The following is a 21431-nucleotide window of genomic DNA, read 5'->3' on the forward strand; positions in this document are numbered from 1 at the left end:
ATCGTGCGCAGTCAAACGTGTTGAATGCACTCGATTGGCGCGGCAGTGTTACCAATTTTTCGAATGGTCCGGTTATTTGGTCAGGCTTACACCATAAAACGGCGTCAGGCCGAAGGGGCTGAGTTTGAAGTCCTGTACTTCCTTGCGCATTGGCTGGAAGACCCGGGAATTGGCAATCGGTGTGATCGGCACTTGCGCCTTGAGGATCTGCTGCGCCTGTTGATACAGCTTGATGCGCTCGTCGCGATCTGTTGTCAGCTTGGCTTTCTGTACAAGCTTGTCGTAGGCGGGGTCGCACCACTTCGCGTAGTTGCTGCCTTTGACGGCTGCGCAGCTGTACAGCACACCGAGCCAGTTGTCCGGGTCGCCGTTGTCACCCGTCCAGCCGTAGATCATTGCATCGTGCTCGCCAGCCTTGGCGCGCTTGATGTACTCGCCCCACTCATAACTGACGATATTGGCTTTGATGCCGACCTTGGCCCAATCGGCCTGAATCATCTGGGCCGACATGCGTGCGTTGGGGTTGGAAGCGCGTTGCACGGTCATCGCCCACAGATTGATCTGGGTGCCCGGTGCGATCCCGGCTTCCTTGAGAAGCTGTTTGGCTTTTACCGGATCGTGCGGTGCATCCTTGATAGTCGGGTCATAACTCCATTGGCCCGGAGGAATGGCGTTCTGAGCCAGTTGCCCGGCACTTTGGTAAACGGCCTTGATGATCGCCGGTTTATCAATGGCCATGTCCAGCGCTTGGCGCACTTTGAGTTGATCCAGTGGCGGATGGGTCACGTTATAGGCCAGGAAGCCGAGGTTGAAGCCCGGCTGGCTAATGACTTTGAGGTTTGGATCCTTCTCCATCTGCTCAATGTCCTGCGGACGCGGATAACCGCTGACCTGGCACTCGCCTGCCTTGAGTTTCTGCAGCCGAACCGCTGCATCGCCGTTGATAGAGAAGATCAGGTGATCAAGCTTCACATCTTCGGGTTTCCAGTACGCCGTGTTCGCGTCGTAACGAATCTGCGCGTCCTTCTGGTAGCGCTTGAACACGAACGGTCCGGTGCCGATCGGCTTCTGATTGAGCTCTTCAGCTTTGCCCTGCTTGAGCAACTGATCCGCATACTCCGCCGATTGCACGGATGCAAAGCTCATGGCCAGGTTCTGCACGAACGCTGCATCGACGTTGTTGAGGTTGAACTTCACGGTCTGGTCATCGACTTTCTCGACGTTCTTGATCGTGGTGTTCATCCCCATATCAGTGAAGTAAGGAGACTCTGACGGGTACGCCTTGCGGAACGGGTGGTTGGCGTCCAGCAGGCGCTGGAAGGTGAACAGTACGTCGTCGGCGTTGAAGTCCCGGGTGGGCGTGAAGTAATCAGTGGTATGAAACTTCACGCCGGGACGCAGGTGAAAGGTGTATGTCAGGCCGTCGTTGGAGACGTCCCAGCGTGTCGCCAACCCCGGCTCGACTTCAGTGCCGCCGCGCTTGAACTGCGTCAGGCGGTTGAACACCGTTTCTGCCGAGGCATCGAAGTCTGTGCCGCTGGTGTACTGGCTTGGATCAAACCCCGCGGGGCTGGCTTCTGAGCAATAGACCAGCGTGCTGGCAGCGTGAGCCAATGGCGCGCAGGCCAGAAGGGCGGTGGTCAAAAGCAGTGGTTTGAATACATGTTTTCCCATGGAACCCTCGCGAGTGCGGCAGTGGCTGCCTGACTTTCATCAGGCAGTTGGACAGCGCAGGATGTCGTACTGTCGTGCCGCTCACAAGCCTCGCATGTCGAGAGTCGAAATTGCTTCCGATACCTGTTTTAAGCCTCTTTGCTATTGCCCATCGCCTTGGCGCTTTGGCGTTGTTTTATCTCTGCGACATCCTTGAGCCCGATGGCGCTACCAAGTTTCTTGAGATAGTCCCACGAGTTCAGACTTTCCTTCGCAAAGGTCTGGAACCTCTTGTGTACGACTTCCTGAAGTTCCTTGTGCAGTCTTTCGAGGTCGGTCAAAGAGCTGGCGCGTTTGATTTGCTCGGGATTTTTGCTCGCCCAATCAAGAAAGATATCGTCCAGAAGGTAGGTGTCCTCCGGGTGTACAAAATAGCTGAGGGCGATATCGGTCGGTTTCATCTCCGAGCCAAACCGCCAGTAATTGAGCATGGCGCCCGCCACCTGCTTGATAGCGCTCGACGCGCAGCTTGCCGCCAGTTTATGCAACGGATGATCGGCATGATCCTTGGCCAACTGGGAATGCGTGGGATCTGTGGACCCGGTTCGATGGGGATCGGCCACGGTATGGGTCTGTATATCGTCGATACTGTTGCCGATGATTTGCAGTATTCCCTGGAAAATCGTGCTGTAGGCGTTGCCCGCTAAACGCAAGGGGCTGGAGATGACCCAGTAGTAGAGCTCAAGCAGATTGAAGCCGGGATTAGCGCTGGCCTTGTCACGGGCGGCAAGGAAGTCTTGAAACGTCTCCAGCAACCACGCTTCGTTATGTTCATTGAGCAGAATCAGCAGCATTTGCTCCGACTCGGAGCGATCGCCGGGCTTGGTCGGGGTGAAATCCCATATTTGGCCTGGCGCCAGGAGCTTGGCGATAGGGCCTGCCAGGCTGGCGATTATGTCAGTGCCTCCAAATGTACCGGTCACTACTGGCAGTTTGTGTTTGCAGTCGGCCGGGCCTGTCCACGGTAGTACGTCCTTATGATTCAGGGCAATGAGATTCAACTCGACAAAGTTGGAGTGCGCGAAAAAGTCTTCGAGTATATGCAGCGCTCCGCCCAGCTTGCGTAAACCTTCCGGGGTGTAACCCTCTTTCATGGCGGCGTACAGTTCCCTGTACATTTTTGCGCCTGAAAGATGTATGTACGACTTCATCGACGTGTCGTAATCCACCTCCAGAAGTGGATCATCGTCCAGCACCCAGGCTTCGAACTCCGGATCGCGTTCAGCGGGATCCGCCGGGGTGGGATCTTCAACTCTCGGGTTGTCGATGTGATGGCTCGGGCGGTAGACCCCCAGTTTCTGCTCGGTCACTCTGAAGCTGGAACTGTCTTGGGCCCTTAACTCGGGAAATTTTCTGGCGGCCATTACATCGACCACCGCGGTCAGTGCTTCGCGCGACATGACCGCGGGGAAGTCTTTCTTCTGATTTTTGCCCCGGACGATCTTGGGATCCAGTAATTGCGCATGATCCCGAAGCCAGTTACCGAAATACATGGCTCGCAGGTCTTCTTTGGCAAAGCCAACCGCCTCCAGGCCTGCTTCGATTCGTTCGTGGCTGAAAAGGCCGTTGCCGCTGCCATCTGCTTCAAATGCTTCGCGGTCGGGGTCCATCGCGTCGCTCTCCAGCCGCACGATGTCACTCTGTCTTTCCCGTACCGCTTGCATGCCCTGGGCGTAATTGATTTTGATGAGGTGTTCGGCTTTATCCCCCTCGACGTAGAGGCCGAGGATCAGGTCGTCTTCTTCCTGCAGCCCGGCCCCTGCCATGTGCAAAGCAAAGCGGGAGCCTTCTTCGCCGGCGGAATCCGAGTGCAGAGACGGTGTGCTGGCTGCGTGATGGGGGGCAATGTCCCGGCGGATTACATCGTCCAGGTGGTGGCCGAACTCATGAAGCAGCACGGCCAGCAGCTCCCAGGTGGCGTCGGGGTGTTTGACGATGTGCTGCATTGCCGCCGCATGAATCCTGATGGTCCGGTCGCGGTTGTTGTAATCGGCTGGATAGGTACCCGACGAGACAATCTCGTAGCGAGGGAGGGGGACGGTCCCTGCGATCAGAGCTTTTTGCAGTTCCAGATACACCCTGGGAGGGATGTCCACGCCAAAAACAGTTGCCATTTCCATGATGAATTGAGGTGCAGCGTACGTACGGGCCAAACCGGTCAGGAGCGTCAGGGCAAAGGTACTGTCCAGGCGCTGTCGGCTCGTGCCTGATGAAGAGGCGAATGCGTTTTTGCCGACCGCCTTGCTGCCATGCATCAGGTGATTAATGTAGCGGGCGTTTTTTTTCGGTGAGGCAGTTTGAGGATTCATCCGTGAGTCCTTGGGGGTGTGCAGACGCATAAGGTCGCGTCGCATTGAAATGAGTTGGGTGAGGCCGGATGAAGTTTATAGACGGGGCCTGACCGAAAAAGCAGGACCTGCCTTCAATTGCTGTAGGTGAGGGATTCAAGCGGGGTACGAGTGGTGAGCGATGATCCGGAGAGATGGCGGCAACCTGGGGCTGCCGCCGACTTATCAAGCAATAGTCATCAAGGGATGGCGACTTCGATCACGCCATCGGCAGTCACTGTTACATCGCTGGTGCCCGCTTCGACCTCAGGCGTCGGCGCTGCTGAGTCGCGAGCTGCTTTCATCATCATGACGGGAGCACGCAGATAGGGCTGTGGGTAACCGGACGTGTTGAAGTTCAGGTTGACCACTTTGTAGCCCGTGCCGCCCAGTGCCTCGGTGACCAGTTGGGCCCGTGCGCGAAACGCCGTGACGGCTTCCTTGAGCAGCGTGTCTTCACTGGCCTTGCGGGTAGGTTTGGAGATAGAGAAGTCCATACCACCCATCTTCATATCGCCGAGCAGTTCACCGGTCAATTTGGACAGTGCTGCGAAGTCCGCGCTCTCCAGGCGTAGCTCGGCGCGCTCGCGCCAGCCGGTGATCTTCTGGCCTTTGTCGTCGTAGATCGGGTAGCTGTTGCGATTACCCTGGCGAATGGTGACGTCCTTGACCTGACGTGCCTGGCCAAGCGCCTTGTTCAGGGTTTCGGTAATTTCGGCCGCCAGTTTGGCTGGGTCGGTATTCTGCGCTTCGCTGTACAGCGTGACGTTCATCAGGTCACGGGTGACCTCCTGATTGACCTCCGCATGTACAGAAACCTGGTTGTAGTTAACGCTGTCTGCCAGGGCTGGAACGCTGGTCAGGGCAGCGGCGCCGAGGGTGAGCAGGGCGGCGGTAGGGCGAAGGCTGAACATTGGAAACTCCTTGTTATGAGGCGTGTCGTTGTCGAACAGGCCTGCACCGCAGGTTGCTGCGGCGCAAAGCTTTAAGACTGTGAGTAAGGAATGTGGTTCCGGCAGCGTCATGGCTGCCAGCCACCTGATCGCCGAAACGAAAGGTAAATTATTCATGAAACCTGTGGTGGTTTGCCGCAGTTTGCGCAGTTTTTGTTGTTGCTTGGTTATACTCGCTGCGATCCGCCTGGAGCACTCATCAGGAGAGCTCATGCTCGCCCCCGTTCAAATGTTGTCCGCTACGCGCCAGAATCTCTGGCGTCTGACGTTTATCCGCACGCTGGTACTGGCTGCCCAGGCCGGTTCCGTGGGCATTGCGTACCTGTTCCATTTGTTACCTCTGCCGTGGATGCAACTGGCGATCACCCTCGGATTCTCGATGATCTGGTGTGCGGTGACGGCAGTTCGCCTGCGCACGTCGTTGCCGGTGACGGAGCAAGAGTACGCCGTGCAGTTGGCTTTCGACCTGTTTATTCACAGCGCGCTGCTGTATTACTCGGGCGGTTCAACCAACCCCTTCGTTTCTTACTACCTTGTGCCGTTGACCATTGCGGCGGTCACGTTGCCATGGCGCTATTCGCTGATGCTGTCGGGCATCGCGCTGGCGCTTTACAGCTGGCTCCTGGGGCATTCCTTTCCGCTGGACACCTATCCGATCTCCCGGGAAAACATGCAGATCTATGGCATGTGGCTGAGCTTTGCCCTGGCCGCAGCCGTCATCACTTTTTTTGCGGCAAAGATGGCCGAGGAGTTGCGACGTCAGGAGCAACTGCGCGCCGAGCGCCGTGAAGAAGGGTTGCGCGATCAGCAACTGCTGGCGGTGGCGACGCAGGCGGCCGGTGCGGCCCATGAGCTGGGCACACCGCTGGCGACCATGAGCGTACTGCTCAAGGAAATGCGCCAGGACCACAATGACCCTGCGTTACAGGATGATCTGGAAGTCCTTCAGGAACAGGTTAAACAGTGCAAGCAGACCCTGCAGCAACTGGTGCGTGCCGCAGAGGCCAACCGCCGTCTGGCAGTGGAAATGCAGACCGTCAGCCATTGGCTCAATGAAGCGCTTGATCGTTGGCACTTGATGCGCCCTGAGGCCAGCTACCGGTTTCAGTTGCTTGGCAAGGATGCAGCGCCCATGCTTGCGCCGCCGCCTGACCTGACTCAGGCGCTGCTCAACCTGCTTAATAATGCTGCCGATGCCTGCCCCGAGGGCCTGGAAGTGAATCTGAACTGGGACAGTACCGAAATCTGTATCAGCATCCGCGACCATGGGCCCGGCGTGCCACTGGCAATCGCCGAACAAATCGGTAAACCTTTCTTTACGACCAAAGGTAAGGGCTTCGGCCTCGGCCTTTTCTTGAGCAAGGCCAGCGTGACCCGCGCAGGTGGCTCGGTAAAACTCTACAGTCATGAGGATGGCGGCACGCTCACCGAGCTGCGCTTGCCCCGTGACGCCCGAGGAGATGATGTATGAGCGATGAAACCCAGGTTGAAGGCGAAGAACTGCCGCATCTGTTGCTGGTTGATGATGACGCCACTTTCACGCGTGTAATGGCGCGGGCAATGTCCCGTCGCGGTTTCCGTGTGAGTACCGCCGGTTCCGCCGAAGAAGGTTTGATCCTGGCTCAATCGGACATCCCTGAATTCGCTGCGCTGGACCTGAAAATGGACGGCGATTCCGGTCTGGTGCTGCTGCCCAAGCTGCTGGAACTGGACCCGGACATGCGCGTAGTGATCCTCACCGGTTATTCGAGCATTGCCACGGCGGTCGAGGCCATCAAGCGCGGTGCCTGCAACTACTTGTGCAAACCTGCCGATGCCGACGATGTACTCGCAGCGCTGTTGTCGCAGCATTCGGACCTGGACACGCTGGTGCCGGACAACCCGATGTCGGTTGATCGCTTGCAGTGGGAGCACATCCAGCGTGTGTTGACCGAACACGAAGGCAACATTTCCGCTACCGCCAGAGCGCTGGGCATGCACCGCCGCACCTTGCAGCGCAAGTTGCAGAAACGCCCCGTACGCCGCTAACAGTTGCTGTTTGTCATGGATGATCGCGCAGTGCGTCCGCCGCTAACGCCCGGACGCTGAACTTCACCAGAAGTCGAGTCGTCACCATGAGTAGCAATGCCGAGTATTCCACTGTCAATGACAGCGTGCGGGAGAAGTTCTTCTCTCGCGTCTGGAAACTGATCACCCCTTACTGGCGAAGCGAAGAAAAGCGCCTGGCCTGGGTTCTTTTGATCGCCGTGATAGTCCTTTCGCTGTTCAGCGTGGCCATTTCCGTGGTGCTCAACAGCTGGTATCGGGACTTCTATAACGCACTGGAAAAGAAAGACCTCGCGGCCTTCACGCAGTCGATTCTGTATTTCTGCGGCATCGCCACCGTCGGGATTCTCGGTGCCGTATATCGCCTGTATCTGACGCAAATGCTCACGATTCGCTGGCGGCGCTGGCTCACCGAGCAGCATTTCACCAAATGGCTGAGCCATAAAAGCTATTACCAGCTGGAACAGAACGGTTACACCGATAACCCCGACCAGCGTTTGTCCGATGACCTCAACCAATTCACCAGCAACACCTTGAGCCTGGGCCTTGGCTTGATGAAGACGGTGGTCAGTCTGGTGTCCTTTTCGATCATTTTGTGGGGCGTCTCCGGCAGCATCGAAGTGCTCGGCGTCACGATCCCGGGCTACATGTTCTGGGCTGCGTTTCTCTACGCGGTGGTGGGCAGTTGGCTCACACACGTGATCGGTCGCCGGTTGATTCCGCTGAGCAACCAGCAGGAGCGTTATGAGGCAGACCTGCGTTTCTCACTGGTTCGCGTGCGGGAAAATGCCGAGAGCATCGCGTTGTCTGATGGCGAGCCCAACGAGAACCAGCGCCTGAGTTCACGCTTCGGCATGGTCTGGAGCAACTTCTGGTCGATGATGCGCGTGCAAAAGCGCCTGACGTTCTTTACTGCGGGTTACTCACAGATTGCGATCATCTTCGCCTTTGTCGTGGCTGCACCCCGCTACTTTGCCGGCAAGATCGAGCTGGGCGAGCTCATGCAGATCAACTCCGCCTTCGGCAGTGTGCAAGAGAACTTCAGCTGGTTCATTGACGCCTACGCCACGCTCGCGTCGTGGCGTGCGACGTGTGATCGTCTGCTCAGCTTTCGGCAAGCCCTGGATCAGAACGAAGCTCATGTGTCAGCCATCAAAATCAGCCATGCCGGTGACTCGCTGAGTCTGGCCGGGCTGGCGCTGCAACTGGGCGCAAGTCGACAGCTGCTGAACAACACGAGCCTGAACGTTGCTGCCGGTGAGCGGGTCATGGTGGGCGGCCGCTCCGGCAGTGGCAAAAGTACCTTGCTGCGGGCACTGGGTGGGTTATGGCAGGACGGCAAAGGCCATATTCAGCTTCCCGCTGAGCGTTATTTATTCCTGCCGCAGAGGCCTTATCTGCCCATCGGCACTTTGCGTGAGGCCATGAGTTATCCACAGGCCGTGGAAGTCTACCCGGCAGAGCGCTTCGCGCAGGTGCTGAAGACCTGTCGGCTGGAGCATCTCGTGTCGCGCCTTGATGAGAGTAATCACTGGCAACGCATGTTGTCCCCGGGTGAGCAGCAGCGGGTGGCCTTTGCTCGCGCGCTATTGTTCAAGCCTCGCTGGCTTTATATGGATGAAGCCACGTCGGCCATGGACGAGGAAGACGAGGCGTTGCTGTATCAGGCGCTGATTGATGAGTTACCGGATGTAACTCTGATCAGCATCGGCCATCGCAGCAGCCTGAGGCGTTTTCACAGGCGGCTGCTGCGAATAGAGGGCGGAGATTTGCGCGAACAGCCGCATTCTCTGCCTGTTGTATGATCGGTTCGTACTATTCAGTCGTTTTTACGAATGTGATCGTATAACCCGGTGAGCTATCATCACTTCTTTCATTGCTTGAGATTGACGTTGGATATGGAAAATCAAAGCGCACTGCCTCGCGCACGCCGCAAGCACCGCAGCCTTGCGCAAGAGCTGGTTACTGAACTGTCCGAGCGGATTCGCAGCGGGCTGCTCAAGCGTGGCGACAAGCTACCGACCGAATCGGCCATCATGGAAGAGCAGGGCGTCAGCCGCACGGTGGTGCGTGAAGCCATTTCACGTCTCCAGGCATCCGGCCTGGTAGAAACCCGTCACGGCATCGGTACCTTTGTGCTGGATACGCCGAGCCCCAGTGGTTTCCGGATAGACCCGGCGACCATCGTCACCTTGCGTGATGTGCTGGCGATTCTCGAGTTGCGTATCAGCCTGGAGGTCGAATCGGCCGGGCTGGCTGCGCAGCGACGTACTGACGAGCAATTGCTGGCGATGCGTCAGGCGCTGGACGCATTGAATGAAAGTGCTTTGCATGCCACTGATGCGGTGGGTTCGGACTTCCAGTTCCACCTGCAGATTGCGCTGTCGACAGGCAACCGCTATTTCACTGACATCATGACCCACCTGGGTACCAGCATCATCCCTCGTACCCGTCTGAACTCGGCGCGCCTTGCGCATGACGATCAGCAGCATTACATGAACCGTCTGAGCCGTGAGCACGAAGAGATTTACGATGCCATCGCTCGACAGGACTCCGACGCCGCCCGCGCCGCGATGCGCCTGCACCTGACCAACAGCCGCGAACGCCTGCGCCATGCCCATGAAGAGGCAGAATCGCAAAGGGCTTGATTGAGTGCCGCTGGATGGCGCGCCTCAATACCTGTGGGAGCAGAGCTTGCTCGCGATAAGGCTGGATGCGGTTCATTTCAGATCGCATCCAGCCTTATCGCGGGCAAGCCCAGCTCCCACAGAACTTGCGTAGTCCGGCAGGGCCGCTCGCCCCAGTGATCATACGACCTTAGTCTATTCAATTTCCCGCCAAGGCCCATTCCTCCGGGGCCTGCGCTACCATCTGCTACCGCTCGCGGAAAAAACCGAAAATCCCTGTTGAGTGATTTTATTATCAGTTGTACGATGACTTACGACATCGGCAGACGACCGGTGATCCATTCACAATAAATGCTCCCAGGGTGTTCGAATAATGAATCCACAAGAACTGAAGTCCATCCTTTCCCACGGTCTGCTGTCCTTCCCGGTTACCGACTTCAATGCGCAGGGCGACTTCCATCGCGCTGGCTACGTTAAACGTCTTGAGTGGCTGGCCCCGTACGGCGCAAGCGCTCTGTTCGCTGCCGGCGGTACAGGTGAGTTCTTCTCCCTGGCAGCCAGCGAATACTCCGAAGTAATCAAGACCGCGGTCGATACCTGCGCTACCAGCGTGCCAATCCTGGCTGGCGTTGGCGGTTCGACCCGTCAAGCCATCGAATACGCTCAAGAAGCAGAGCGTCTGGGCGCCAAAGGCCTGCTGCTGCTGCCGCACTACCTGACTGAAGCCAGCCAGGACGGCGTTGCTGCCCACGTTGAAGCCGTTTGTAAGTCGGTGAAAATCGGCGTGGTTGTTTACAACCGTAACGTCTGCCGCCTGACTGCTCCACTGCTGGAGCAACTGGCTGAGCGCTGCCCTAACCTGATCGGCTACAAAGACGGTCTGGGTGACATTGAACTGATGGTTTCGATCCGCCGTCGTCTGGGCGATCGCTTCTCGTACCTGGGTGGTTTGCCGACCGCTGAAGTCTATGCTGCGGCCTACAAAGCGCTGGGCGTTCCGGTGTATTCCTCGGCAGTTTTCAACTTCGTACCGAAGCTGGCGATGGACTTCTACCACGCTATCGCGAAGGACGATCACGTTGCTGTTGGCAAATACATCGACGACTTCTTCCTGCCATACCTGGACATCCGTAACCGTAAATCCGGTTATGCCGTCAGCATCGTCAAGGCGGGCGCGAAAATCGCCGGTTACGACGCAGGTCCAGTGCGTACACCACTGACTGACCTGACTGCCGAAGAGTACGAAATGCTCGCCGCGCTGATGGACAAGCAAGGTAAGCAGTAACACACCACGGAAACAAAGCCGCTGAGCGATCAGCGGCTTTGTGCCATGGGCGGTTTGCCAGCGACACAAGGGCTGATGAAGTTTGCATTGGCTTGTAAGGAAGCGCATTAACTGTGGGTGGGGAGCGTCGTACACACGACCATTCCCAAGGGGCCGGCAGGCGCAAGCAGCAAAAAAAATAGATTTACCCGCGTAAAAAAAATAATTAGTGGGAGTTCACACACACATGCAACAGTCCAAGCCGACTCACGTCCGCTATTTGATCCTGCTCATGCTTTTTCTGGTGACCACGATCAACTACGCCGACCGCGCTACCATCGCTATCGCGGGCTCCAGCCTGCAAAAAGACCTTGGTATCGACGCTGTCACTCTCGGGTACATCTTCTCTGCTTTCGGCTGGGCCTACGTGGCTGGTCAGATTCCAGGTGGCTGGCTGCTCGACCGTTTCGGTTCCAAGAAAATCTACGCATTAAGCATCTTCACCTGGTCGCTGTTCACCTTGCTGCAAGGCTATGTAGGTGAATTCGGCGTCGGCTCCGCCGTCGTTGTGCTGTTCATGCTGCGTTTCATGGTCGGTCTGGCCGAAGCGCCTTCCTTCCCTGGCAACGCGCGTATCGTGGCAGCCTGGTTCCCGACCGCTGAACGCGGCACGGCATCTGCCATCTTCAACTCCGCGCAATACTTCGCCACCGTACTGTTCGCTCCGCTCATGGGCTGGATCGTCTACAAGTTCGGCTGGCAGCATGTGTTCGTCGTGATGGGTGCCATCGGTATCGTGTTCTCGGCGGTCTGGATGAAAGTCATCTACAGCCCACGTCAACACCCGCGCATCAACAAGGAAGAGTTTGATCACATCGCCAACAACGGCGGCATGGTCGACATGGATCAAGACCAGGGCAAAGGTAAAGGCACGAGCGGCGGCCCTAAATGGGACTACATCCGTCAGCTGCTGACTAACCGCATGATGCTCGGTATCTATCTGAGCCAGTACTGCATCAACGGCATCACCTACTTCTTCCTGACCTGGTTCCCGGTGTACCTGGTTCAAGAACGTGGCATGACCATCCTCAAGGCGGGCATCATTGCGTCCCTGCCAGCGATCTGTGGTTTCATCGGTGGTGTATTGGGCGGTGTGATTTCCGACTACCTGCTGCGCAAAGGCCACTCGCTGACCTTCGCTCGCAAGGCTCCGATCATCGGCGGCTTGCTGCTGTCGACGACCATCGTTGCTTGTAACTACGTTGATATCGAATGGATGGTGGTTGGCTTCATGGCCCTGGCATTCTTCGGTAAAGGTGTAGGCGCGCTGGGTTGGGCGGTTATGTCCGACGCTTCGCCAAAGCAGATCGCCGGTTTGAGCGGTGGCCTGTTCAACACCTTCGGTAACATCGCTTCGATCACTACTCCTATCGTGATTGGTTACATCATCAGCTCCACTGGCTCGTTCAAATGGGCTCTGGTGTTCGTGGGTGCCAACGCTGTGGTAGCGGTGTTCAGCTATATCTTTATTGTTGGCGAGATCAAACGCGTTGAACTGAAAGAGCCTCCAACCAAGGGGCCACTGACTGGCGAAGACGCCAGCGAACTTTCTCAAGCTAAATCCTGAGGAAACCGTGATGAACCTGATTCAACATGCCGACTCCCCACGCTACATCCGGCTGCATGAGCTGGATAACGTGGTGGTAGTAGTTAACGATCAAGGTGTGCCTGCCGGTACTGAATTTGATAATGGTCTGGTGACCGTCGATAACGTTCCGCAGAGCCACAAGGTCAACACCGTCGATATCGCTGAAGGCGAGCCGATCATTCGTTATGGGCACACCATTGGGTATGCCCTGCAGCCGATTCCACGGGGCAGTTGGGTCAGGGAAGATCAACTGCGTATGCCATCGGCACCGGCTCTGGACAGCCTGCCGATGTCAGACGCGGTGCCGGAAAGAGGCGCACCGCTGGAAGGTTTTACCTTCGAAGGTTATCGCAACGCCGACGGTACTGTCGGCACGCGCAACATTCTGGGCATTACCACCACCGTGCAGTGCGTGACCGGGGTGCTTGACCATGCGGTCAAGCGCATCCGCGAAGAGCTGTTGCCCAAGTACCCCCATGTCGATGACGTGGTGGCACTTACTCATACTTACGGCTGCGGTGTAGCTATTACCGCGACCGATGCTTACATCCCGATCCGTACCGTGCGTAACCTTGCGCGTAACCCGAACCTGGGTGGCGAAGCGCTGGTGATCGGTCTGGGCTGCGAAAAACTGCAGGCCGGGCAAGTCATGCATGAAGACGACCTGTCCGTCGATCTCAGTGATCAGTGGATGTATCGCCTGCAGGACTCCAGCCATGGCTTCAATGAAATGATCGAGCAGATCATGGAATTGGCCGAAGTGCGCTTGAAGAAGCTGGATCTGCGTCGCCGTGAAACCGTGCCAGCCTCGGAGTTGATTCTGGGCATGCAGTGCGGCGGCAGCGATGCGTTTTCGGGTATCACCGCCAACCCGGCGCTGGGATACGCCTCGGACTTGCTGCTGCGCGCAGGCGCAACGGTGATGTTTTCGGAAGTGACCGAAGTGCGCGACGCCATCTACTTGCTCACCTCCCGCGCGGAGACGCAGGAAGTGGCCGAGGAACTGGTGCGGGAAATGGACTGGTACGACCGTTACCTGGCAAAGGGCGAGGCTGATCGCAGCGCCAACACTACGCCGGGCAACAAGAAGGGCGGTCTGTCGAACATTGTCGAGAAGTCCCTGGGATCGATCGTCAAGTCCGGCAACAGCGCGATCAATGGCGTGCTTGGCCCTGGCGAGCGGTTCAAGCGCAAAGGCCTGATTTTCTGTGCAACGCCGGCCAGCGACTTTGTCTGCGGCACCTTGCAACTGGCAGCCGGTATGAACCTGCATGTGTTCACCACCGGTCGTGGTACGCCGTATGGCCTGGCAATGTCACCTGTGGTCAAGGTCTCGACCCGTACAGAACTGGCGCAGCGCTGGCCTGATCTGATCGACATTGATGCCGGTCGTATCGCGACCGGGCGTGCAACCATCGAAGACCTGGGTTGGGAGCTGTTCCACTTCTACCTGGACGTGGCCAGCGGCAAGAAAAAGACCTGGACCGAGCATTATCGTCTGCACAACGACATTACCTTGTTCAACCCGGCGCCGATTACATAACCTCCCGGTTTTTGTAGGAGCCAACTTGTTGGCTAAAGGGCCTGACGCGGTGTTGTGTCAGGCACGCTGCCTTCGCGAACACGTTCGCTCCTACCGGTCCAAAGCATCGTTACGTCGCCGCTGGTCCTCTCACTTTCAGGTCCTCTGAACTTACGTCTTCCCATCGCTCTCACTTGTTAGGTCCGGGCATTTCTGCCCGCTTGGTTCTCATAGCCTGCAAGGAGAGAAAAATGCGTGCACTGACTTATCACGGGGCTCACGATGTTCGCGTCGATAACGTTCCTGATCCGGTTATTGAAGAAGTCGATGACGTTCTGTTGAAAGTCACCGCAACGGCCATTTGTGGCTCGGATCTGCACTTGTACCGCGGCAAGATCCCGGCAACGGAGTCGGGCGATATCTTCGGCCATGAATTCATGGGTATCGTCGAAGAAGTCGGCTCTCAGGTCACAACGGTCAAGCCTGGTGACAGGGTGGTTATTCCTTTTGTGATTGCCTGTGGCAGTTGTTTCTTCTGCCAGCTGGATCAATTCGCAGCGTGTGAAACCACGAACACCGGGCGTGGCGCGATCCTCAACAAAAAGTCCATTCCACCGGGTGCAGCGCTGTTCGGTTTCAGCCATTTGTACGGCGGTATTCCAGGCGGCCAGGCTGAGTATGTCCGCGTGCCTAAAGGCAATACCGGGCCCTTCAAAGTGCCGGGCACGCTGGCTGATGAAAAGGTGTTGTTCCTTTCCGACATCCTGCCAACCGCCTGGCAAGCAGTGCTCAATAGCGGCGTGGGTCAAGGCTCAAGCCTCGCTATTTATGGCGCCGGGCCGGTAGGTCTGCTCAGCGCAGCGTGTGCACGAATGCTGGGCGTCGAGAAAATCTTCATGGTTGACCATCACGCTTACAGGTTGAGCTACGCGCAAAGCACCTACGGCGTGATCCCCATCAACTTCGATGAAGACGATGATCCGGCCGACACGATCATTCAGCAGACGCGAGGCATGCGCGGGGTCGATGGTGTTATCGATGCCGTGGGTTTCGAAGCCAAGGGCAGCACCACCGAGACGATTCTCGCGACACTGAAACTGGAAGGCAGTAGCGGTAAAGCGTTACGTCAGTGCATCGCTGCAGTACGACGCGGCGGTGTCGTGAGCGTGCCGGGCGTTTACGCCGGTTTCATCCATGGCTTCCTGTTCGGCGACGCGTTCGATAAAGGCCTGACGTTCAAGATGGGTCAGACCCATGTGCAGCGCTATCTGCCTGAACTGCTGGAGCACATTGAAAGCGGCGCGCTGGAACCAGAGGCGATCATTACCCATCGCATGTCGCTGGAAAATGCCGCCGAGGGCTACACACTTTTCGACAAGAAGCAGGAGGAGTGTCGCAAGGTGATTCTGGTGCCGGGGCTTGATGGCCGGGAGGGCGATTGATTCCGTTGGCGATTATATAGTTGCCCATGTGCTGACAGGCCGACCGCCACTCCGACGATACAGGCGTCTCGGCCCGTCAGACATACGGTGTCATCGTTCATCGCGGGCAAGCACCGCTCCCACAGAACGCACGCATCCCGCCTGGGCCTCGGTCGGTGCGCGAGAGCTCATTGCCTCTCAGGAATACTTCGCCGAATGGTGTGGGAAGCCGACGAGGCGCGCACCGATCACCATCTCGCTGATCCAGTTAGTCAACATCGAGCTGTAGATGCTCTGGCTCAGGTCGCTGCTCAATGCATGGTCTGCGCCATCCACCAGACGATAGGTGAGGGAGTGGGCCAGCTCGAATGCGCCGCGATAGCTCATCAGGGTTGCATGAGGTACGTAGTCATCCTGCTCGGATTCAATCAGCAACACGTCGCCCTTGAACTCCTTGCAGGCGGCCAGTGCCCGATTGTCTGCCGCCGTCACGGCTGAACGGCGATAGTGCGCAAGCTTGTCGCGATCCAGCTCTTGCTTGGGCATTTGCCAGTCCGCATCCCAGTACAGCGCAGGCACCCGCAAGGCGAGCCATTTCACCGGGCGCATGGAGCTGAGGATCGTTGCCAGATACCCGCCGTAGCTGCTGCCGATCACGGCGATGGCATCGTTATCCACCGCCGGGTGGCTAATCAGTCGGTCGTAGGCCGCGAGCAGGTCGGCCAGGCTTTGCTCGCGTGATACCTTGCCGCGCATTTCGTGGGTGCGCTCATGGCCACGCAGATCGAAGGTCAGGCACACGCAGCCAAGACCGGTGATGTTCTTGGCGCGTGCCAGATCTCTTTGCTGGCTACCGCCCCAGCCGTGTACGAAAAGAATGCCGGGAATTTTTGCGCCAGGAGTCAGTATCGTCCCGGAGATCGATTGACCATCGACTGCAATTTCAATGCTTTCACTGCTGACACTCATAAGGTTGGACCTTTGTGAATTTGCTAATGAAACCGACTTGGGGATCGTCGCCTTCGTAAAGAACGCTGGCATCCGCCGGGATCTTGGTTTCGCCGTAGATTTCGTGAGTCGACGCGCAAATACGCTGCAGCGCGGGGTCGGCAGCGAAGGCCAGTAACGCCTCCACTTCGGCGGGGCTCGCACCGCCGATTCGCCAAGACTGTTCAAGCACTCCGGAACAGCGTTCGCCTTTGGCGTTGGTACCCTGAGCGATATCGTAATTTCGCCGTGAGGCGATAAAATCCGGGAAGTGTTTGAGCGCTGCGTTTTCATAATCCATGGCTTGGGTCACCGCACGCCGCACGTACTCTTCAAGCTCCAGCGCGAGCAGCGCTTCATAACCGCCGCGCACCACCCACAGGGTAGAGCCGCCGTAGACCGTTTCACCGGTGTTGTCTTCGGTCAGGCATTGAGTTCCGTGGTAGCTGGCGGTGATCCCGCCGACGGTCACCTGGCCAACGCTCAGCGTAACGACGTCAGTAAGATCCTCCTCAATCACCAGACCCCATGTCGCGACCTCGTCCATGTTTTGCTCGCCGATGGCCGCTTTGAGCTGAGCCTGGTGGGTCACAACGATTTGCCCGCGACCCGCCGTTGCCAGCACAGGTTTGATGCGCGCAGCCCCTGTGGCGAGAATCTGCTCGCCCGCACGTAGCGCATCGGCCTCGTTGAACACGGTGAAACCACCCAGCACCGACTGCGCAGCGTCTTCATGAAATCGACGTGACCATCCGCGTGGCTGCTGGGTGGCATCTTTCAGTAAAGGATGTGAAATGGCTTTGGTGGCCATGAATGGCTCGGCAATCAACCCGCCAAACAGATCGTCGGCCGACTGGATGTTCAGCGCGCTGTTTTCCTGCTTGCCGATCAAGGTGTCCGACGGGATGAAGTAGAGGTTCGCAGCGGTATGAATAGCGCTGTCATAGAGACCGAGAAACTCGCACCCCAGCAGGGTTGCGAGTTTCTCGGCCAGCTTTTGATGAACACTCACTTCGTGCGTGGCGAGTTTTTTGTGGGTGGGCAAAAGAACTACTGCAGCTTTTTCAGTGCTCGTTCCGGATTCGCTCATGGACGACTCCCTGTGTCGGAAATGACTACGAAGCTTGCTCTATGGCGCTGATCAGTTCCTGCTTGTTCATGCTTGAACGCCCCGCAATCTGCAGGCCGCGGGCACGTTGAAGCAGGTCGACCTTGGTCTGGGATTCCAGAGACTGGTTACTGCGTGGGGCGCCCTTTTTGGTAGCGACGGCTCGCTTGGCGGAGTCCTTGCGGTCATGAGATTTTGCAGCCGGAGACTTTTGGGTTCCCGAGCCACCTTTGCGCTCACCGCCGCCGGACTGCTTGTTGACGGTAGCCCAGGCGCGGGCTTCGGCTTCCCCTTTGGAGACGCCTTTTTGCTCGTAGCCCTCTTCAATGTGGGCCGCTTTGCGTTTTTGCTCCTGGGTGTATTTGTCTTTATTTGCGGTAGGCATTTGCGTTTCTCCTTCCGTTAGTGGCACCCGAACAAGCCAAAACATTGCGTCGGGCTTCACTGTTATGAATCGCGGCGCAGGAGGAGAGTTCCTTGGCGCTGACCGCCGGAAAGAGGTAGCCCGTTCAACATCTCATTCGCTTGTGAGATCACCTTCACGCTTATGTGCAGCCCCCAGAGCGCTGTATTCCTTGCGTAACGCCCGCAGTTCTTTCTGGTCCAGCTTGTCCAGATTCAACAACGCGTTCTGAGCATCCTTGGTCACCCGCAACAACTCATCGATCTTGATGTGCAGCACATCGTTGTCGCGGTTTTGGGTGTTCTGGATCAGGAATACCATCAGGAACGTGATGATCGTGGTGGAGGTGTTGATGATCAGTTGCCAGGTGTCGTTGTAATGAAACCAGGGACCGGTAATGGCCCACAGGCAAATCAGGGCAATGGCAGCGATGAATGTTCGTGCGCTTCCAGCCCACTTTGATAAACCTTGGGCAAATCGGGAAAACTTCATGCGGTGCAGCCTTTCGTGGATTCTATTCACTAGAGACCACACATGAATCCTGAAATTTCTTCTTACAAATACTTTCATGCAGACCGACGGCGAAAACTTCATCTACAGTGAAATTGTTTTGCAACGCTGAAGTGTTTATATCCCCTCATGGATCGAATGACAGGAGAGATATTATGCCGATGATCGCGAGATGGGCCCTGCAAGGGATCGCACTGTTCCTGTTCGCCTGGATGGCGACAATGGCGGGGCAGTGGAGCAGCAAAATTATGGACGGCACTCGCTCAGACCGGCTTGCGATAGTGGCTGAAGGTGCGCTGATGAATGCGAAGACAGTCGCCAGTAATGAAGCGGCGAGCAGCGCGCAGTAGGCTATCGGATTTAAACGATTTATTGAGGGTGGCGGCTGTAGTTTATCGCTACCTCGCAGTCTCGCAGCCAACAGGGATCCGTTGGAGCGAGGCTTGCCCGCGAACCGAACGACGCGGTATGACGACCCTCCGCATTATCGTTCTTCGCGGGCAAGCCTCGCTCCTACAAGTCCAATGCCTGCTGCGTGACTGCGCACAGAAGGCGCCATCTGCATCAAATAGCAGGCAAAAAAAGACCCGCTACGAGGCGGGTCAGGAGATTCAACAGGAGTGACGCTAGGTTAAAAGCGACCCCGTGAAAATCATGTGAAAAGGATGTCGCAGAAACGAAAAGCCCGGCAATTAGCCGGGCTGTTTATTTTCTGGTTTATAGCTTGATCATTAGCGCGCATGTGCCGCCGTCTGTTTAACCGAGGTAGCGCTAAATTGCCCCGGTAATGTATGAGGGGCATTAATGCGTGATGTCATTTTGTTAGCAAATTCACGTGCTTCGTCCAGGCTGCGACATTTAACCGGGTAATTGTCCAGCTTCACGACCCAATTGGCGCCGTGAGTCCCTTCTTCTATTTGGATAAGCATAAGCAAGCATCTCCATCAGTGAGGTGAACGAAACGCCGATCAACGGCGGCTGAAAACGTCGGGAAAATCCTGCACCGAAAATGGCGAATGAGCTACACAAAAATTACCAAACCGATGAACGTAACGTGCCCGTATTTATTGACCGAAACGCCCTTTGTTGAAACGACAAAAACACCGCTCTGCGTGTGGCAGTAGCGGCGTTTTAGTATCAGTTTTAACGTGATGCTTAGTTCAAGTGTGCCTTCAGCTCAGTACCGGCCTGACGCATCGCGGCTTGTACTTGCGGAATCTGGCTCAACGGGTTGAGCAAGCCATAGTCGTGGATCATGCCGTTGTAACGCACGGTGGTTACAGCAACACCGGCAGCATCCAGTTTGCGGGCATACGCTTCGCCTTCGTCACGCAGTACATCGGCGCCTGCGGTCTGTACCAGTGCTGGCGGCAGGCCGCGCAGTTGTTCGATTGTCGCTTTGAGTGGCGAAGCGTGGATCTGAGCACGCTCTGTAGCGCTAGTGGTGTAGTTGTCCCAGAACCATTTCATCATGCCCTTGGTCAGGAAGTGACCTTCAGCGAATTCGTTGTACGAACCGGTCTCGAAGTTCGAATCGGTCACCGGCCACAGCAACAGCTGGAAGCGCAGTTTAGGGGTGTTCTGTTCCTTGGCCATCAAGCTGACCACGGCTGCCATGTTTCCGCCGACGCTGTTACCGGCCACTGCCAGACGCGAACCATCGACGCCGATTTCCTTACCGTGCTCAGCCACCCATTTAGTCGCGGCGTAAGCCTGATTGATTGCAGTCGGGTAGTGCGCTTCGGGAGACGGCGTGTAGTTGACGTACACCGCTACTGCACCGGAGTTGACCACCAGGTCATGGATCAGGCGTTCATGAGTAGCGAAGTCACCCAGTACCCAGCCGCCACCATGGAAGAACATGAACACCGGCAGATCACCTTTCACATTGGCCGGGCGGACGATTTTCAGATCAATCGATTCGCCTGCCACTTTGATGCTGCGGTCGCTAACTTGTACACCCGACAAATCAACCTTTACCGATTGCTGTGCGCCGGTGAGCACGGCGCGTGCATCTTTGGGGCTCAACTGTTCAAGCGGCTTGCCGCCACCTGCGGCCAAGGCGTTGAGAAAGCCTTGGGTCTGGTGCTCGATGTACGGGGTTTCAGCAGCGAAAGCGGTGTTGATAGACAGCGCGAGTACGGTCAGTGCAGTGGCTTTTTTGATGATGTTCATGGCGATAGTCCTTGAATACTAATGGTCGTTAAAAGTCGTTCGAATGTTGATCAGGCAACAGCCAGTGTTTTGCGGCTGCGGGCATCCAGGCTGAAAGCCCCTGCGCCGTTGGCAGCGATCTGCAGCAAGCCACCGGCGATGGCGACGTTTTTCAGGAAGTTGATCAACTGGCCCTGGTCAGCAAAGTTGTTGTGGAAGACTACTGCGGTCACGACGGTGAAACCGGCCATCAGCAGCGCAATCAGGCGCGCCTTGTAGCCCAGCACCAGAGCAGTGGCGAAGCCGATTTCCACGATCAGTGCAGCGATGAACGCCAGGTCCGGAAAAGGCATGCCGCTGGAGGCGATGTAGCCTTTGGTTGCTGCCGGTGCTGCCAGCTTGCCGAAGCCGCTGAACAGAAACAGAGAGGCGAGCAGTGCGCGGCCAGCCAGAGAAGTGAAAGCTGCTTGAGTGTTGGTGTTCATGGTTGTTGCTCCAAATTCGAATCAGTCAGATTTGTGTGCTGGGGGTCTGTGTCAGCACCATGGAGCGAATAGTAGAGAGGTAGCGAGATGTGATAAATCGGCTGGAAACGGTTTTACTGTCAACTAGAACGGGACAGTTGAGCCGAGCTCAATTCCACCTGTAGGACCGGCTTTAGCCGGGAGGGCGATATCCCAGGCGATACAAAGTTGTTGGGTGAAAGATCGCTCTCCCGGCTAAAGCCGGTCCTACGGGGTGCCTGGAA

At 56.9% G+C, this 21431-nt stretch carries 19 protein-coding genes; 9 read left to right on the forward strand and 10 right to left on the reverse strand.

The window, feature by feature from the left end; all coding sequences use genetic code 11:
* Positions 1–72 precede the first annotated feature (72 nt).
* The 3 genes from AUC61_RS15765 to AUC61_RS15775 form a co-directional block, all read right to left on the reverse strand.
* The gene (locus AUC61_RS15765) at positions 73–1674 is read right to left on the reverse strand and encodes an ABC transporter substrate-binding protein (RefSeq protein ID WP_243247178.1); all 1602 of its coding nucleotides are present in this window, start codon (positions 1672–1674) and stop codon (positions 73–75) included.
* Positions 1675–1802: 128 nt separating this feature from the next.
* The gene (locus tag AUC61_RS15770; RefSeq protein WP_243247179.1) at positions 1803–4022 is read right to left on the reverse strand and encodes an HET-C-related protein; all 2220 of its coding nucleotides are present in this window, start codon (positions 4020–4022) and stop codon (positions 1803–1805) included.
* 218 nt (positions 4023–4240) lie between these two features.
* Complete coding sequence (locus tag AUC61_RS15775) at positions 4241–4954, reverse strand: SIMPL domain-containing protein (protein ID WP_243247180.1); 714 nt, start codon at positions 4952–4954, stop codon at positions 4241–4243.
* Between the two features lie 250 nt (positions 4955–5204).
* On the opposite strand from AUC61_RS15775, the gene AUC61_RS15780 reads away from it, so the two are divergent.
* The 8 genes from AUC61_RS15780 (at position 5205) to AUC61_RS15815 (ending at position 15542) form a co-directional block, all read left to right on the forward strand.
* Positions 5205–6464, forward strand: coding sequence for an ATP-binding protein (locus AUC61_RS15780; protein WP_243247181.1), 1260 nt, complete (start codon positions 5205–5207; stop codon positions 6462–6464).
* Positions 6461–7021, forward strand: a complete 561-nt coding sequence (locus tag AUC61_RS15785; RefSeq protein ID WP_122395569.1) for a response regulator transcription factor — start codon at positions 6461–6463, stop codon at positions 7019–7021. The genes AUC61_RS15780 and AUC61_RS15785 overlap by 4 nt, the downstream gene beginning before the upstream one ends.
* Before the next feature lie 86 nt (positions 7022–7107).
* Positions 7108–8844, forward strand: a complete 1737-nt coding sequence (locus AUC61_RS15790; protein WP_243247182.1) for an ABC transporter ATP-binding protein/permease — start codon at positions 7108–7110, stop codon at positions 8842–8844.
* Between the two features lie 93 nt (positions 8845–8937).
* On the forward strand, positions 8938–9687 hold the full coding sequence (locus tag AUC61_RS15795) for a FadR/GntR family transcriptional regulator (protein ID WP_122666767.1): 750 nt from the start codon (positions 8938–8940) through the stop codon (positions 9685–9687).
* A 352-nt stretch (positions 9688–10039) separates the two neighbouring features.
* The gene (gene kdgD, locus AUC61_RS15800) at positions 10040–10951 is read left to right on the forward strand and encodes a 5-dehydro-4-deoxyglucarate dehydratase (RefSeq protein WP_027901126.1); all 912 of its coding nucleotides are present in this window, start codon (positions 10040–10042) and stop codon (positions 10949–10951) included.
* Between the two features lie 226 nt (positions 10952–11177).
* The gene (locus tag AUC61_RS15805) at positions 11178–12557 is read left to right on the forward strand and encodes an MFS transporter (RefSeq protein ID WP_243247183.1); all 1380 of its coding nucleotides are present in this window, start codon (positions 11178–11180) and stop codon (positions 12555–12557) included.
* 10 nt (positions 12558–12567) lie between these two features.
* Positions 12568–14121, forward strand: coding sequence for a galactarate dehydratase (gene garD, locus AUC61_RS15810; RefSeq protein WP_243247184.1), 1554 nt, complete (start codon positions 12568–12570; stop codon positions 14119–14121).
* 230 nt (positions 14122–14351) lie between these two features.
* Entirely contained in the window at positions 14352–15542 is a 1191-nt protein-coding gene (locus tag AUC61_RS15815) for a zinc-dependent alcohol dehydrogenase (RefSeq protein WP_243247185.1), read from the forward strand.
* Between the two features lie 177 nt (positions 15543–15719).
* On the opposite strand, the gene AUC61_RS15820 is transcribed toward AUC61_RS15815, so the two are convergent.
* The 4 genes from AUC61_RS15820 to AUC61_RS15835 all read right to left on the reverse strand — a co-directional run bounded on the left by AUC61_RS15820 (position 15720) and on the right by AUC61_RS15835 (position 18511).
* On the reverse strand, positions 15720–16490 hold the full coding sequence (locus AUC61_RS15820) for an alpha/beta hydrolase family protein (protein WP_243247186.1): 771 nt from the start codon (positions 16488–16490) through the stop codon (positions 15720–15722).
* A complete protein-coding gene (locus AUC61_RS15825) occupies positions 16474–17598 on the reverse strand; it encodes a DUF3182 family protein (RefSeq protein WP_243247187.1) in 1125 nt (374 codons plus the stop codon). Before AUC61_RS15825 ends, AUC61_RS15820 begins: the two co-directional genes overlap by 17 nt.
* A 25-nt stretch (positions 17599–17623) precedes the next feature.
* Positions 17624–18001 carry a Rho termination factor N-terminal domain-containing protein gene (locus AUC61_RS15830; RefSeq protein ID WP_243247188.1) on the reverse strand — a complete coding sequence of 126 codons (378 nt, stop codon included), beginning with the start codon at positions 17999–18001 and terminating at the stop codon, positions 17624–17626.
* Between the two features lie 132 nt (positions 18002–18133).
* Positions 18134–18511 (reverse strand): low affinity iron permease family protein, encoded by a 378-nt coding sequence (locus AUC61_RS15835; protein ID WP_243247189.1) that lies wholly within the window; start codon positions 18509–18511, stop codon positions 18134–18136.
* Positions 18512–18684: 173 nt separating this feature from the next.
* Between AUC61_RS15835 and AUC61_RS15840 the strand changes: the two genes are divergently transcribed.
* Positions 18685–18879, forward strand: coding sequence for a hypothetical protein (locus AUC61_RS15840; protein ID WP_243247190.1), 195 nt, complete (start codon positions 18685–18687; stop codon positions 18877–18879).
* 381 nt (positions 18880–19260) lie between these two features.
* Here the strand turns inward: AUC61_RS15840 and AUC61_RS26500 are convergent, their stop codons facing one another.
* The 3 genes from AUC61_RS26500 to AUC61_RS15850 form a co-directional block, all read right to left on the reverse strand.
* Positions 19261–19458 carry a hypothetical protein gene (locus AUC61_RS26500; protein ID WP_340163297.1) on the reverse strand — a complete coding sequence of 66 codons (198 nt, stop codon included), beginning with the start codon at positions 19456–19458 and terminating at the stop codon, positions 19261–19263.
* Between the two features lie 226 nt (positions 19459–19684).
* Entirely contained in the window at positions 19685–20704 is a 1020-nt protein-coding gene (locus AUC61_RS15845) for an alpha/beta hydrolase (RefSeq protein ID WP_243247191.1), read from the reverse strand.
* A 50-nt stretch (positions 20705–20754) separates the two neighbouring features.
* Positions 20755–21168, reverse strand: coding sequence for a DoxX family protein (locus tag AUC61_RS15850; protein ID WP_243247192.1), 414 nt, complete (start codon positions 21166–21168; stop codon positions 20755–20757).
* Positions 21169–21431 lie beyond the last annotated feature (263 nt).

This window comes from Pseudomonas maioricensis (assembly GCF_022790535.1).
GTDB classification, from domain to species: Bacteria; Pseudomonadota; Gammaproteobacteria; order Pseudomonadales; family Pseudomonadaceae; genus Aquipseudomonas; species Aquipseudomonas maioricensis.